The sequence below is a fragment of the Bradyrhizobium sp. SZCCHNS1050 genome, assembly GCF_032484785.1.
GTDB lineage: Bacteria > Pseudomonadota > Alphaproteobacteria > Rhizobiales > Xanthobacteraceae > Bradyrhizobium.
The window spans coordinates 5,388,162-5,403,368 of sequence record NZ_JAUETR010000001.1 but is presented as its reverse complement, the minus strand read 5'-3'; the positions used below and the strand labels follow the sequence as shown (position 1 = coordinate 5,403,368).

Genomic DNA, 15,207 nt, shown 5'->3' with positions numbered 1-15,207 from the left:
GGGGCGCCCGGAGGGCGAGCCCGGAATCCATAACCACGATCGGGAGTATGGATTCCGGGCTCGCGCTGCGCGCGCCCCGGAATGACGATGGGGAGAGAGCCTCCCCAGCACCTTTTGAAGATGTTGGAGCAGGCTGCGCCTTCCTCCGCAGCGCCTCCGACAATTTCCTGATCCGCTCCTCGTCGCGGTCGATCCAGCGGAAGCCGTCGATCTGGCGGAAGCCGAGGCGAACGGCGCAGTATTTGCCACCCATTTCCTCCAGCGTGTTGTCGGCGAAGCTGTAGGACACGTCGATGTTGCGGATCTCGACACCGTTCTTGCGGGCGTCGCCGACGATCTGGGCCGGCGCATAGAAACCCATCGGCTGCGAGTTCAAGAGCGCGCAGCAGAACGCGTCGGGGTGGAAGCATTTCAGCCAGGACGAGACATAGACGAGCTGGGCGAAGCTCGCGGCATGGCTTTCCGGAAAGCCGTAGGAACCAAAGCCCTTGATCTGGTCGAAGCAGCTCTTGGCGAAGGCGGGATCGTAGCCGCGCGCGATCATGCTGCTGACCATCTTCTCTTCATAAGAGCCGATGGTGCCGACGTTGCGGAAGGTCGCCATCGCGCGGCGCAGACCGTTGGCCTCCTCGGGCGAGAATTTGGCGGCTTCGATCGCGATCCGCATCGCCTGCTCCTGGAACAAGGGCACGCCGAGCGTCTTGTGCAGCACCTTGTAGAGTTCGTCCGCCGGGCCGTGATCCGGCGACGGCGACGGATAGCTCACCTTCTCCAGCTTGTTGCGGCGGCGCAGATAGGGATGCACCATGTCGCCCTGGATCGGCCCGGGCCGGACGATCGCGACCTCGATGACGAGATCATAGAAGGTGCGTGGCTTCAGCCGCGGCAGCATGTTCATCTGCGCGCGGCTCTCGACCTGGAACACGCCGAGCGACTCGCCTCGCTGCAGCATCCGGTAGACCTCGTTATCGTCCTCCGAGCGGATATCGGAGAGCACGTATCGCTTGCCCTTGTGATCGGCGATCAGGTCGAAGCATTTGCGGATGCAGGTCAGCATGCCCAGCGCGAGCACGTCGACCTTCATCATCGACAACGCATCGACGTCGTCCTTGTCCCATTCGATGAAGGTGCGGTCGTCCATCGCGGCATTGCCGATCGGGACGTAACTATCAAGTCTATCCTGCGTCAGCACGTAGCCGCCGACATGCTGCGACAGATGACGCGGGAAGGTGATCAGCTCCGATGCCAGCTCCACGGCGCGGCGGATCATCGGATTGGCGGGATCGAGCCCGGCCTGGCGCACCTGCATGTCGGAGAGGCCGTCGCCCCAGCTGCCCCACACGGTGTCGGCGAGCACCGAGGTGACGTCCTCGGTCAGGCCCAGCGCCTTGCCGACGTCGCGAATGGCGCTGCGCGGACGATAATGGATGACAGTGGCGATGATCGCCGCGCGGTGCCGGCCGTAGCGGCGATAGACATATTGCATCACCTCCTCGCGTCGCGAATGCTCGAAATCGACGTCGATATCGGGCGGCTCCAGCCGCTCCTTGGAGATGAAGCGCTCGAACAGCAGATCGATCTTGGTCGGATCGACCGAGGTGATGCCGAGCACGTAGCACACGGCCGAGTTCGCCGCCGAGCCACGGCCCTGGCACAGGATGCCTTGGCTGCGGGCGTAGCGCACGATGTCGTGGACGGTGAGGAAGTAATGCGCGTAGTTGAGCTCGGCGATCAGCGCCAGCTCCTTGTCGAGGACAGCGCGCAGTTTGTCATCGAGATGGTCGCCGAAATAGGTCTTGGCGCCGGCCCAGGTCAAATCCTGCAGATGCCCCTGCGCGGTCTTGCCCGGCGGCACCGGCTCGTCGGGATATTGATATTTGAGCTGGTCGAGCGAGAACACGATGCGGTCGGTGAAACGGAGCGTCTCGGTCACAGCGTCGGGGTGGTCACGGAACAGCCGCGCCATCTCGTGTCCCGGCTTGAGATGGCGCTCGGCATTGGCCTGGAGCCTTCGGCCGATGGCCTCGATCGAGGCTTTCTCGCGGATGCAGGTCAGCACATCCTGCAGCATCCGCTGTCGAGGATGATGATAGAGCACGTCATTGGTGGCGATCAGCGGCACCTTGCTGGAAGCTGCGAGGCGCGACAGCCGCGCCAGCCGGCGCCGATCGTCGCCGCGATACAGCAGGCTGCCGGCCAGCCACACGCCTTCGGCGGGGCTGTCTTTCAGCCGCGTGAGAATGGTGGTGAGCGCGGCTTCGTCGAAGCGATGCGGCGGCATCAGCACCAGCAACTGTCCCTCGATGAACTCAAACAGGTCCTCGAAGCTCAGGCGGCAATCACCCTTGGCGACCTTGTCCGCGTCACTGCCGCGCTTGCCGCGGGTGAGCAGCTGGCACAGCCGGCCGTAGGCCGCGCGGTCGCGCGGATAGACCAGGATGTCCGGCGTGCCGCAGGTGAACACCAGCCGCGCGCCGTAGAGCAGCTTCGGCTTGTAGCTGAGCCGGTCGTTATTCAGCTCGCTATAGGCGCGCACGACGCCGGCCAGCGTGTTGTGGTCGGCGATGCCGATGGCGGTGAGGCCATATTCGGCGGCCTGGTGCACATAGTCCTGCGGATGCGAACCACCATGCAGGAAGGAGAAATTGGTGGTGACGCCGATCTCGGCATAGGGGATGGGAGTCATGGCGCGGCTGCGAAGGCTGGGGCGGCGCGTTGCCCATGCGATACGAAAGACAGCCCCTCACCAAGCGGCTTGCGCAGCTGCCCACCCTCCCCTGGAGGGGGAGGGTCGACGCGCGCACAGCGCGCGGCGGGGTGGGGTGAGCCCAGCAACCGGTCGTCATTGGGCCCGCTCTTCTCAGCCGTGCGTGAGTTGGCTTCGACGAGCACCGCAGGTGCGGATGCTCCGTCACCCCACCCCGGCTCGCATGCGCGCATGCGAGCCGACCCTCCCCCTCCAGGGGAGGGTGAGCAGCGAGATCGCCGCGAGAGATGTGCGATCCCGACCCTCATGCGAACAGGCCATGCATGTACCAGGCGGGCTGCACCGGCGGGCCCTCAGGCTGCTCGAACTCACGGTCATACAACCCGTCGCGATAGAGCCAGAAGCGCAGGCCGTGCTCGTCCTCGACGCGGAAATAATCGCGCGTGAGGCCCTGCCCGTCCGGCCGCCACCATTCCATCGCGATGCGCTCCGGGCCCTCGGCGCGGACCACGGCATGCGCGGCACGGCGCCAGACGAAGCGCGCGGGCGGGCCGTCCGGCACGCCGGCAATGACTTGGATCGCCTCGGGGTGCGCGAACAGCCGCAGAGGTCGCAGCGGCGGCTCGCCCTCGGCGCGCTCCGGCCAGGCGGCAGCAGTGGCGGCGGCGAGATTTTGCTGCGCCGGCAGCGGCAGCGCCACGCGCTCCGGAACATGGGTATCGACCGGCAGATGCACGACCACGCGCTTGCCGCCGATGCGCGCGGCGATGCGGTCGATCAGTGCCGACAGCTCGTCATTGTCGTGGACATGGGCATCGAGATCGCGCTGCTGCTGCACCACGATCTCGCTGCGGCCAGCAGCGAGCCGGATCATGTCGAAGCCGAAGCCGGGATCGAGCGGATCGTTCAGCGCCTCGAGCCGCTCGCGGAACAGCCGGTCGATGATTGCGGCCTCGGTGACCGGCTGGCCGGTGTCGACCGTGATCACGCGCACCATTCCATCGGTGCGGAAGAAGCAGGCCTCCAGCCGCCGCGCGCCCTTGCCCTGCTGCGCCATCGCCGCCACCAGCATCGCGGCCAGACGGGAGAGGCTGGCCGCAATCACCGTGTCGGTCGCGACCGGCTCGGCAAAACGCTTGTCGACGATGTAGTCCGGCGGGACCTTGCGCGGGCTGATCGGCGCATCGGCCTCGCCCAGCGCCTGCGCCAGCACGCGGGTGAAGGCGGCGCCGAACCGCGCGGTGATCTCGTTGCGGCCGCGCGCGGCGACGTCGCCGATGGTCTTGAGGCCGGCTCGGCGCAGGCCGAGCGTAATGGCCTCGCTGCCGCCGAGGGCGGCCACCGGCAGCGGCGCCACCGCGGCCGCCTCCTCGCCGTCGGGCACGATGCGGCCATGCACCTGGCGGTTCAGCGTACGCGCACAGACGGCGTTGGAGGCGATCGCCGCCGACACAATGAGGCCATGCGCGGTCAGCGCGTCGCAGACCGACTGCATCAGCCTGGCTTCGCCGCCGAACAGATGCACGCAGCCGGTGATGTCGAGCGACAACCCATGCGGCGGGTCGAGCGCCACCAGCGGCGTGAAGCGGTCGCACCAGTCGGCGATGCTCTCCAGCATCTTTGCATCAGCCGCCAAATCGGCTTCGTGCGCGACGAGGTCGGGACAGACCGCGCGGGCATTCGCCAAGGGCTGGTCGAGCGACACACCGTGGCACGCCGCCGCTTCGTCCAGCGAATGGATCAAGAGCGCATTGGCGTCCTTGATGACGACGACCTGCGGCTTGCTCTCAGGCGGAGCGCCTGTGAGTGCCCGCTGTCTTTTGATGCGATCGATGGGCAGGCGCGGCAGCCACAGGCTGAGGATCCGCCGCCGGTTCGTTGAAACGGCATGCATCGGGGGTCCACTCCATGATCCATCGTCCGGTCTGGCCGTGACGGTTGCGAATGAGCTCGACATCGAGGCGCGGCGCGCCCCACGCCATCCACGGGGCAACGAGCGGTGACGGCGCGGTGCGCACGATCCAGCGCGTCTCCGCGGTCGATGGCTCGGGCGCAGCCGCAATGCGCAACATGAGCGCGGTGACGCCGGATTCCTGCGCCGCCAGGGTCAGCTTGCGGCTGGCGACGAGATCGAGCTTTTGCGTCTCCCCCCACACCTCCAGCATCACGCTGCCGAGCGCATCGCAGGCGAGCGCGTCGGCGGCGGTGCGCAAGGCGTGGTCGAGATCGGGCGCGCACACGATGACGATGCGGCGCGGATCGAGGCCGAGCTCGGCGAGCCCGCTCATCGACAGCGCGCCCATCTCGCGCTCGGCGAAATCCTGCCGGATCCAGATCAGGGGCCGGTGCGCGGCGACACGCGCGGCAAGCCCGCACAGGAAGCCGGTCGCGGCTGCCGCCTGGCGGCCGGTCTCGGCGAACACCTCGTGCAGCGCGCCGGTCGCGAGCCCGCCCTGCAAGGTCGCGTCGGCCTCGTCATGGCCGAGCGCGACCCGGCGCAAATCATGTGCGCCATCTCCCGCCTCGAGACGGGCAATGCGGCCGCGCAGACGCGCGAGCGTATCCATGCGTGCGCCGGTCATCCGTCGCCGCTCCTCTTCAATCCATCGTGCGGGCGCTGCCGTTGTTTCAGTGATCAGGCAGTGAACCCGCGACGACCCTCTTTGTTCATGATACGTTCTAATATAAAGCTAACGCCTTCGAGAGAGTCAATCGGGATTGACCCGGGTGTGATTCAACGAATGGAATCAAAGGGATTCAAAGCCATGGAGCTGTTGCGCAAACTGGAGATCCTGGCCGATGCCGCCAAGTACGACGCGTCCTGCGCCTCCAGCGGTACCGAGATGCGGGATTCCCGCGACGGCAAGGGGCTCGGCTCGACCTCGCCCGGCATGGGCATCTGCCATTCCTATGCGCCGGACGGACGCTGCATCTCGCTGCTCAAGATTCTGCTGACCAATGCCTGCAACTTCGACTGCCTGTATTGCGTCAACCGCGCCTCCTCCAACGTGGCCCGCGCGCGCTTCACGGTCGACGAGGTGGTGAAGCTGACCATCGACTTCTATCGCCGCAACTACATCGAGGGACTGTTCCTGTCGTCGGGCATCATCCGCAGCCCCGACTACACGATGGAGCAGGTCGTGAGCGTCGCGCGCAAATTGCGCGAGGAGCATCGCTTCCGCGGCTACATCCATCTGAAGACGATTCCGGAGGCTGACGAGGCGCTGATCGCCGAGGCCGGCCGCTATGCCGACCGGCTCAGCATCAACATCGAGACGCCGCTGGAGGCGAGCCTGACGACGCTCGCGCCGGAAAAGGACCAGCGCGCCATCCGCCGCACCATGGGCCGTCTCCGGCTCAAGCTCGACGAGACGGCGGAGGCGAAGAAGACGGTGCGCCGGGCCAGGCCGCCGCGCTTCGCGCCGGCCGGCCAGAGCACGCAGATGATCGTCGGCGCCGACGACGCCAACGACCGCGTCATCCTGTCGACCTCGGCCAATCTCTACGGCGCCTACAAGCTCAAGCGCGTCTATTACTCCGCCTTCAGCCCGATCCCCGATGCCAGCCGCGCGCTGCCGCTGCAGGCACCGCCTCTGGTGCGCGAGCACCGGCTGTACCAGGCCGACTGGCTGATGCGGTTCTACGGCTTCGATGCCGACGAGATCGTCGAGGAGAACGAAGGCATGCTGCCGCTCGACATCGACCCCAAGCTCGCCTGGGCCTTGCGCCATCGCGACCGCTTCCCGCTCGACATCAACAAAGCGAGCCGCGAGGAGCTGTTGCGCGTGCCCGGCTTCGGCACCCGCACCGTGCAGCGCATCCTCGCCACCCGCCGCACCACCACGATCCGCTTTGCGGATCTCGCCCGGCTCAACGTGATCCGGAACAAGGTCCTGCCGTTCATCGTTCTCTCCGACCACCGGCCACAGCCGTCCCTGCTCGACGGTGCCAGCCTCAGAGCCCGGCTGCGGCCCAAACCGCAGCAGCTGGGATTTGGGTTCTAATTGAACGTCGTGGCGAAGACCGAAGCCAGGAAACAGCCGTCATTCCGGGGCGATACGAAGCATCGAACCCCGGAATGACGCGGCGGATTCGCTCGCAATGACGAGAGAGGTGAAATGCACGTCGTAACCCTCGACAGCGACACTGATTTCGACGGCTGGCGTCAGGCGGCGCGGGCGCTGGCGATGAACGACGTCAAGCCGGCCGACGTCAGCTGGCGCGTCAAGGGCGCAGCGCCCGACCTGTTCGACGATCAGGCCGACACGCAGCTTCCCGAGGTGCCAAAGGGCGCGTTCTCAGTGCCGGCGAGCTTCATGGAGCTCGCCGAGAGCGCGATTCTGCACAATGATCCCAACCGCTTCGCCCTGCTCTACCGGCTGCTGTGGCGTCTGCGGACCAACCACGATCTCATGGAGATCGCGACCGATCCTGATGTCGCCCAGGCCAACGCGCTGGCGCGGGCGGTGCGCCGCGACGTCCACAAGATGCATGCCTTCGTCCGCTTCCGCGAGGTCGGCCGCGAGCGCGAGGCGCGCTACGTCGCCTGGTTCGAGCCCGAGCACCACATCGTCGAGCGCGCCGCGCCATTTTTCGCCCGCCGCTTCGCCGACATGCCGTGGTCGATCCTGACGCCCGAACTCTGTGCGCATTGGGACGGCAGCCGCGTCAGCTTCACGCCCGGTGTGAGCAAGGCTGAAGCGCCGTCGGAGGACCGGCTCGAAGAGGTCTGGCTGCGTTACTATGCCAGCATTTTCAATCCGGCACGGCTGAAAGTGAAGGCGATGGAAAAGGAGATGCCGAAGAAATATTGGCAGAACCTGCCCGAGGCCAAGCTGATCCAGCCGCTGATCGCGGCCGCCTCCAGGCGCACGTCATCGATGATCGCCGAAGCCGGCACTGAACCCCACAAGCCGCAGAAACGCGTCGAGGAGACCGCGATGAGCCGCAAGCCGAAAGCCCACGCGCCCGCTGCTGAGACCTCACGTGATGTCGAGGCCACCGATCTTGAGACCTTGCGCGAAGAAGCCGCTTCCTGCCGCGCCTGCCCGCTGTGGAAGGACGCCACGCAGACCGTGTTCGGCGAAGGCCCCGCGCATGCGCCGCTGATGCTGGTCGGCGAGCAGCCCGGCGACAAGGAGGACCTCGCCGGCCATCCCTTCGTCGGCCCGGCCGGCCAGATGCTGGACCGCGCGCTTGAAGAGGCCGGCATCGACCGGTCCAAGGTCTACGTCACCAATGCGGTGAAGCACTTCAAGTTCGTGCCGCGCGGCAAGATCCGGCTGCACCAGAAGCCGAACACGCCGGAGATCAAGGCCTGCCGGCAATGGTACGAGCGCGAACTTGCCGCCGTGCGCCCGGCACTGGTGGTGGCGATGGGCGCGACCGCCGCGCAAGCGGTGTTCGGCAAGATCACGCAGGTCACCAAGAACCGCGGTCACGTCGCCGACCTGCCCGACGGCCCCAAGGCGATGGTGACGGTGCACCCGTCCTACCTGCTGCGGCTGCCGGATGCCGACGCCAAGGCGCGAGAATATGAGCGCTTCGTCGAGGACCTGAAGATTGCCGCGGCCGCGATCAGGCGCGCACATGCGGCGTGACGGGCCGGCATGGCCTCGACCGGGCCGCCCCCACGCGACAACGGGGCCTCAGGATTTGCGCGACGTGTAGACGTGCTCACGCAGCAAGGCCTGGATCAGCGCTGCTCGGTCGGGAAAGCCGAGCGACACCGCCACGTCCGTCTCGTCCCGGTCGGGTGCGCCGGCCTGCATCGCGGGCAGGTATCTCGCCATCAGCTCGTCCTCGCCGAGGCCATAGTCCGCCGGACTGCCACCGCCGTCGAGCTCCGTCTGCTTCAGCACGTCGCATTTGTCGCGCGCGCGCGCCAGCAGATCCTCGAAATGGCCGTCGATCCGCGCCCAGTCGGCCAGCGCATTCAGGGCCGAGCCGTTGAGCCCCTTCCTGAACGATCGAATGCGCGCCTCGTCCAGCATCAGCTCCAGAAATTCCGACCGGGTCAGGCCGTTGCGCGCGATCCATGCCTCGAGCTCGGCCGGGTCCATCAAATCCCTGCTCTGCCGAAACCGGATGATCTCCGCGCTCAGCGCCTGGGCGTCGACCCTGATGCCGCGGCGCTTCGCCTCCGATGCCGCGAGAAATCGCGCGATCGCCTTGTCGGACAGGTCGCTGCCGCGCACGGCCAGCAGGCGCAGCTCGTCCAGCAGGTGCGGCGTTCCGTCCGGCATCACCGTCTCGCGCGCTGCGGCCGCCGAACGCTGCGCGTCCTGCATCAGGCCGTCCCATAGCTGGGTGTGCTCGAAGGCGTAATCGACCGCCTTGGGCACCGTGTCTCCGGCAAACCGGCGCCGCATCGTCTGCAGCATCTCCAGCGCATCCTCGCGCTTCTGGTCGACGCGGTGATCCGGCAGCCACGCCTCCAGCGCGTCGATCTCCTGCGCGGCTAGGCTGCCGTCGGACCGCGCGCCCTGCAGCAGCGCCGGGTAGCTGCGCTCGGGATAGAAGCTTGCCTTGCCGAGCGCCTCCAGGACCAGGCGGGACGCCTCCGAGATCACGCCATGGTCGACCGCCTTCTGCAGGGTGAAGCGGATGTTGACCAGCGGCTCGGACAGCGCGGGAAAGCCGAGCTCAGCCGGTCCGTGAATCAGGGCGACCTCGTCGTCGGCCTCGAACACGCCGTCGCGATACGCCGCGAACACCTTGCCGACGCCTTCCATGCCGAACGCGTGCAGCTCGGCCGCGCGCAGCGCGCCCATGCTGGCGCTGCCGAACACGTGGATGCCGTTGGCCATCGCCCACAGGATCTCCTTGTGCCACACCGAGGGCACCTGCTCGAAATAGCCGTCGATGATTCCGATCGCCGCAGGCTTCGCCAGCGCAGCACGATAGACGTCGCCCTGCTGCACCGGCGGGAGATACTCGGCCTCCAATTCGAGCGCCGCGTCGCGCGGATGCAGCGTCGGCCCGGTGAATACGATGCACGTCATAGCGGATGCCCCGATGGCTGATGCCGCGAGATCTGATCGCCGGCGAAGGCCCGCGCTCTGCGCCCCGGGCTGTAGTCAGGATTCTTGTCGAAGGTTTCGAGCCCCGGAATGATGATCCTCACCACGGGGATCTCGAACCTGCTCTTGGTGAGATCGACCGCGATCACCTGCCGGACACCGGCGGATTGCAGCCGTTCGAGAACCACGGCGAGATCATCGTTGAACGTCTCCGCTGCCAGCGACGGAGTTTCGCGCAGGCTTCGCGTCGGCGGGCTGTTCCGCAGCAGCGCCCGCTGCTCGCCGAGAAACTGTGCGGCCAACGCCTTCTCGTCATATTCCTCGCGGAACACGTCGTCGCGCGCGCCCGCGATCAGCGTCAGCCGGCTCTGCGCGGCTTCCGTCAGCGCCCGCAGGAAGGCGATCTCTGGCGACAGATGCGCGCCCATGCCCAACGCCGCGTAGAGATCCCGCCCCAGCTCCTCGTCACGATCGAAGATCAGGCACTGGCAGGCGGCGAGCCCGACATCGGAGCTGATGTCCCACGCCACGACCTCGAGGCCCGCGCGCTCGCACATCTCCAGGAGCCGCCGGTTGCCTTCGTCCTGAACCGTCTCGAGCGCGACGCGCCGGCTCTGCTGCTCGTCCGGACTGCGGAGGTGCCAGAGCGTGGTCGCATCGCGCTCCACGACCTCGCAGATGCCGTGCAGGACCGCCTCGATCAGCTGGTTGCCGGACGCCAGCCCGTTCGACGACGAGATGAAGCTGCCGGCCGGCATCTCCGGCCGCGAGGTCGACAGGTTCACCATCTCGAACGGCACCCAGACGTCGGCATCGGCCATGAGATCGCGCCCTTCGATCCACAGCATCTGCAGATCGGGATGGAAACGCCCGCCGGCGATCAGCGGCAAGTCCGCCACGTCGACCACCTCATGGTCGCTGATCAGCTCGGCATAGGTCGCAAGCTTCAGCGGCAATGTGATCGTCTCGGCGTGAAACAGCTCGATCGATTCCATCACGCCCGACGCCTTCGCAGCATCCAGGGTCAGCCCCTTGCCCTGCGACACCGAGACCGAGCGCGAGTTCGGCCGGCAGACCATGGTGACGGGAATGCCGACGCGGTCGAGACCCGTGACGTCAGCAATGCGCGTGATTCCCATTTCTCCCAGGAACGGACGCACCCGCTCGACCGTCTGCGACGGCGGCACCGACCGCTGAGTTCCCCATCGAAAGCTCTTCGGGACCGGACGCGCCAGACGATCCCGATGCAGTGCCGTTCCATTCGCCATCCGCAGCCTCCACACTCAACCGCCGCTGACGTCGTCGCATCAGCCCGCACGGCGGACATCGGCAAAGGCGCCGACCACGACGTTCTGCATCTCCTCGATCGTCTTCTGCACGTCGGCGTCGACCACCGACGAAAACTCCGCGATGCTGTCGAGCAACGGCTGCTTGCAGAAGCCGCGCAGGCAGAGCTGGATGCGCTTCATCGCGACGCCCTGCTCGAACGCGCCGGACTGCATCGCCAGGCTCCAGAAGTGCAGCAGGCCGTACCAGACGAAACAGGCCTGTAGAAAGGACGGAAACGGCAGCCGGCTGCCGCTCCAGGGCGAGGTGATGCGCGGCAGCGAGCCCTTCGCCGTCGAATCGAGGAACCAGGGCTGTTCCTGCTCCTGCATGTAGAGCAGCGCGTGGATGCCCTCATGGACGAGCGCATCGGCGATGTGGGATTCGTCGATCTCGGGAAGATGCGGGTTGGCGAGGAAGGTGCGGCCGATGTAGTAGCCGTTCGATCCTGACGAGAAGCTGCCCGGGCTCTCCGGATCCTTCTGCAGGATGAGCGCGATGTTGAAGCGCGCGACGAAGCGGGGAAGCCCCGCTTCGGTCCGTTCGAGCGCCGCCCGCGACCGGCGCAGCAGATCACGCAGCCGGTCGATTTCGTCCTCGGAGAACGGCGGGCGCTGCGGCGGGACCGGCCGGTCCTGGCCGGACAGATCCACCTTGACCGCATGCGGGCTGCCGTAATCGGTCACGGGCATGCCCTCGATCTGCGGCCAGATGCAGGCGCCGTCACGCCGATAGCCGCGATCGCCGAGCGCGGTCCACACCTCCCGATCGGCGGTGATCTCGAGTCCCTGGCGCAAGGCCTCAGCCACGAATGAATCGCGCAGAAATCGTCCCTTGTCCTCGGCGTACCGGCCCGGCGCCGACAGCAGACGGAACGAGGTCTCGGGGGCATCGAGAACCCGCATGAAGCCGTCGTCCGCCACGCGATCCATCAGGCTGCGCAGTTCGTCCCCGCCCGCAGGGTCGTCGCGGCCGATCTCGCCGAGGGCTTCGCCCAGCTTCTGCGCGAGCCGGTCGCCATAGGTCGCAAGCACGCCGTCACACACCGCCTCGTAGTCATTCCAGCGCAGAACGTCAGGCATCAGGGTGATCGTCATCGTGCGCACTCCTTCCACGTTCCACTCTCGACCACGCCGCCTTGCAGCAGGCCCGCGCGACAGCGCGCATAAGTCGGCGATCGAGGTCCGACCTCAGCCGATGGCCGGAGATTCCTGCTGCAGCCCCACCGCCCGCCGCAGGGCGGTGTCGAGGAGATGAGCCCGGCGCAGCTTGGTTTCCTCCACCGACGTTCCCAGCCGCTCGCGGACGTGATCGAACAGTTTCAGGAGATCGGCGCACCACACCGTCGGATTGTTGAAGCCCGTCCGCGATGCATAGCGATGCGGAAGATAGCCGCCGGCACACGTGTCGCGCTCGCGGCACGCGCGACAGCCGTCGGGCAGCGGCATGCCCTCGAACACCGCCGCACGATGGAATTCGCCGGCGTGCCGGACGTCCATGAAGTCGGACGTCCGCACATTCAGGCCGGTGCGCGCGGCGCCGTCGTAGCAGACCCGCAGCACATCCAGCCCTTCGATCTCGCCATCGGTGTTGACGAACAGGAAGGTCAGCGGCTGGTTGCCGAGCATGTCGATGCGGCTCTCCCCGCCCTGGACCAGCCAAGCGATGTTCCAGAAGATCTTGATCCGGAGATCCAGCGTGCCGTCCCGCCACCAATCCTCGAAGATCGGGATCAGGAAATCGGCACAGGGTGTCGGTCCATACCGGTCGCGAACCGCCGCGATGGTGTCGTGGGTGAAATCCGGCAGCAGATAGTCGATGGAGGCCGGGCCCAGGCTCGTCAGATGGCGATGCACCGCGGCACCGCTCGCCCCGAGCTGGATCACCGACAGGAAGCGCAGCGGAATCCCGGCGCGGCGCAGCACGGCAAGGCCCTGCTCGACATCGCGATAGGAGCCACGCCCGGCATGATCGACGCGCAAGGCATCATGCACCTCGGGGGTTCCGTCGATGCTGATCCCGAGATCGATGTCGAACCTCTTGATGATCTCGGCCCAGCCGTCGTCGAGCAGCGTGCCGTTGGTCTGCATGCAGAGCTGCACCCGCGCGACGCCCGACAGCCCCTCCTTGATCTTCCGGCACCATGAGCTGAACCGCTCCTGCTTGACCAGGCACGGCTCGCCGCCATGAAAGGTGATCGTCAGATAGCTCTGACCCGTTGCCTGGCAATGGCGGCGGATGCGGTCGATCGCGATCTCGACGACCTCATCATCCATGATCGCGGGCCGCTCTCTCCACGTGCTGTCGCCCTTGTTGTAGACGTAGCAATAGGAGCAGTTCAGATTGCAGCGCGACGCGACCTTGAACACGAAGTGAAGATGGGGACCGTCGTTCATTGGTACGCAATCTCGGCGGTGCGATCGACGAAGATGCGGCCGTCCTCGGTCAGGAACGGCCGGGCACCGTCCAGTACGACCTGCGCCTCCTTGAGCTTGGTCAGCATATTGGCAAGCTCGGCCTGATACTCGGCTGATCCGCCGAACCCTTGCTTCTCGGCCTCACGATAGAAGGCGCAGATATAGGCGATGGCGTGAAAGGCCAGCAGGATCCCGCGCAAGGGCCGCGGCTCCGGCCGCAACGGCGATGCGTAGCGCCCCTGGTGCTGCGGATCCACCAGGGGTCCCGACGCCTCCGCCATGAACAGATGCAGATGCGCGGATTCGTGGACGATGGCCTCCATCACCTGCATCAGGCCGCCGAACAGGTCGGCGTAAACCATCCCGGGCACATCGGCTTGCGACCCGCTGCGGAAATAGGATCGCTCGCTGCTGCGCAGGGGGATCAGGACCCGCGTCACATCGGACACCCAATTCACGCACTCGGGAAACTTCTTCGCGGCGGTCACGAGGATCTCGAGCGCGTTCGTCACCTCGCGCGTCATCCGGGCCTGCTCGTCGGCCGAGAGATCGGTGTGCTCGGCCCAGGTGTCGGGAATCGGAAATCCGAGGGAGTGGCACCCCACGTCGACCGATATGTCGTAGGGCCATTCCTTCATCGGGAGCAGCCCAGCGAGCTCGTTCAGGTCATAGCTGCCGGCCTCGATCCGGTAGCCTCCGACCGGCGACCACAAGGTCAGCGGCTCCGGCGTCGTCAGCGAGGTGGATGCGGTCGGCGCATTCGCCGCCGTCCAGATCGCCACCTGCAGATCACGCTGCGGGCTCTTGTCATGCCCCTCATAGGTGATGGAGTTCATGCAGGGATGACGAAGCCAGTCCGCTTCACGCGCGTTGGCTTCGATGAGCGACGCCTTGAGCGGCTCGCAGTCGAGGCCGAGGCGATCCTCCGGCTGCCATCTCAGGATCCTGTCGTTGAATTTTTCATGCCAGGCAGATTTCGACGGTCGCCAGGTCCACGCGTCACTCATGATCGAGCATGCCTCCGGAAATACGCCAACGAAGCCGGCCGCAAGCTGTCCCGCCGTCAGACAGGACCGCAACCGATGCCGGAATCAAGAGCAGCTATCAGGAAAGGTCACGCTGATGACGGCGACCATTGCCCGTCATCCGCACCAGCGAGTCGCGGGCGGGCCCACGACACGTCACGTCGGAAAGATCCGACATCGCAGGCCCGCTTCGCTCCGTCTTAGCCGAACGATCGATCCATTCACCTGACCGATTTCGGCGCGCCCCCCGCCTGCGGCACGCTAAATTGACCCTTGAGGTCCTTCACCGCCCGTACCTGCGTGAGACGCTCCGCAAGAGCCCCCAACACCGCGGGATCGTTGGCGATTTCACGTTCCATCTCGTCCGGACGCTCCATCGCCGCAAGGCGGCTGAAGACGATGCCGCGCGAGAATGGATTGGTCTTGCTGAAGATCGCTCCACGCGAGAATGGAACGCCTTCTGCCATGATGTCGATCTTCAGAGACGCGCGTGCGATCTCTGAGTCGACTACGGATTTCAGCGCCAGATCGACCTTCTTGCGCATTTCCGCCGGATCGCGATCAGCCATTCCTATACTCCCAGTCGGTTGAGAACCGCCATCGTTCAGAAAGGAAATAGCAACGTCCCGGTACAAGCTCTGTGATCTCGCGCCCTGAACTCACAGAACCTGAAGCAATGTAGCTGTGCTAAGCACTTCGCTCAGGCTGTC

Annotated in this window: 11 protein-coding genes; 2 read left to right on the top strand and 9 right to left on the bottom strand. The window is 66.2% G+C overall.

The window, feature by feature from the left end:
- From QX094_RS24370 to QX094_RS24360, 3 genes are all read right to left on the bottom strand, one after another.
- Nucleotides 1-2,686, bottom strand: a 2,686-nt coding sequence (locus tag QX094_RS24370) for an error-prone DNA polymerase (RefSeq protein ID WP_316188180.1), incomplete at its 3' end; no start/stop codon positions are given.
- A gap of 325 nt (nucleotides 2,687-3,011) precedes the next feature.
- On the bottom strand, nucleotides 3,012-4,601 hold the full coding sequence (locus QX094_RS24365; RefSeq protein ID WP_315749269.1) for a DNA polymerase Y family protein: 1,590 nt from the start codon (nucleotides 4,599-4,601) through the stop codon (nucleotides 3,012-3,014).
- A complete protein-coding gene (locus QX094_RS24360; protein WP_315749266.1) occupies nucleotides 4,495-5,289 on the bottom strand; it encodes a DNA repair protein in 795 nt (264 codons plus the stop codon). The genes QX094_RS24365 and QX094_RS24360 overlap by 107 nt, the downstream gene beginning before the upstream one ends.
- Nucleotides 5,290-5,472: 183 nt before the next feature.
- Between QX094_RS24360 and QX094_RS24355 the strand changes: the two genes are divergently transcribed.
- Both QX094_RS24355 and QX094_RS24350 read left to right on the top strand, forming a co-directional pair.
- On the top strand, nucleotides 5,473-6,711 hold the full coding sequence (locus tag QX094_RS24355) for a putative DNA modification/repair radical SAM protein (RefSeq protein WP_316185222.1): 1,239 nt from the start codon (nucleotides 5,473-5,475) through the stop codon (nucleotides 6,709-6,711).
- A 114-nt stretch (nucleotides 6,712-6,825) separates the two neighbouring features.
- Complete coding sequence (locus tag QX094_RS24350) at nucleotides 6,826-8,307, top strand: UdgX family uracil-DNA binding protein (RefSeq protein WP_316185221.1); 1,482 nt, start codon at nucleotides 6,826-6,828, stop codon at nucleotides 8,305-8,307.
- A gap of 48 nt (nucleotides 8,308-8,355) precedes the next feature.
- Here the strand turns inward: QX094_RS24350 and QX094_RS24345 are convergent, their stop codons facing one another.
- From QX094_RS24345 to QX094_RS24320, 6 genes are all read right to left on the bottom strand, one after another.
- Nucleotides 8,356-9,711: a TfuA-like protein gene (locus QX094_RS24345; RefSeq protein ID WP_315749262.1), complete on the bottom strand. Its 1,356-nt coding sequence runs from the start codon at nucleotides 9,709-9,711 to the stop codon at nucleotides 8,356-8,358.
- Nucleotides 9,708-10,997 carry a YcaO-like family protein gene (locus QX094_RS24340; protein WP_315714874.1) on the bottom strand — a complete coding sequence of 430 codons (1,290 nt, stop codon included), beginning with the start codon at nucleotides 10,995-10,997 and terminating at the stop codon, nucleotides 9,708-9,710. Before QX094_RS24340 ends, QX094_RS24345 begins: the two co-directional genes overlap by 4 nt.
- Before the next feature lie 39 nt (nucleotides 10,998-11,036).
- On the bottom strand, nucleotides 11,037-12,152 hold the full coding sequence (locus QX094_RS24335; RefSeq protein WP_316185219.1) for an aKG-HExxH-type peptide beta-hydroxylase: 1,116 nt from the start codon (nucleotides 12,150-12,152) through the stop codon (nucleotides 11,037-11,039).
- 93 nt (nucleotides 12,153-12,245) lie between these two features.
- Nucleotides 12,246-13,451 (bottom strand): radical SAM protein, encoded by a 1,206-nt coding sequence (locus QX094_RS24330; protein ID WP_315714876.1) that lies wholly within the window; start codon nucleotides 13,449-13,451, stop codon nucleotides 12,246-12,248.
- A complete protein-coding gene (locus QX094_RS24325) occupies nucleotides 13,448-14,479 on the bottom strand; it encodes an aKG-HExxH-type peptide beta-hydroxylase (protein WP_315714877.1) in 1,032 nt (343 codons plus the stop codon). The genes QX094_RS24330 and QX094_RS24325 overlap by 4 nt, the downstream gene beginning before the upstream one ends.
- Before the next feature lie 239 nt (nucleotides 14,480-14,718).
- On the bottom strand, nucleotides 14,719-15,066 hold the full coding sequence (locus QX094_RS24320; RefSeq protein WP_315714878.1) for a hypothetical protein: 348 nt from the start codon (nucleotides 15,064-15,066) through the stop codon (nucleotides 14,719-14,721).
- Nucleotides 15,067-15,207 lie beyond the last annotated feature (141 nt).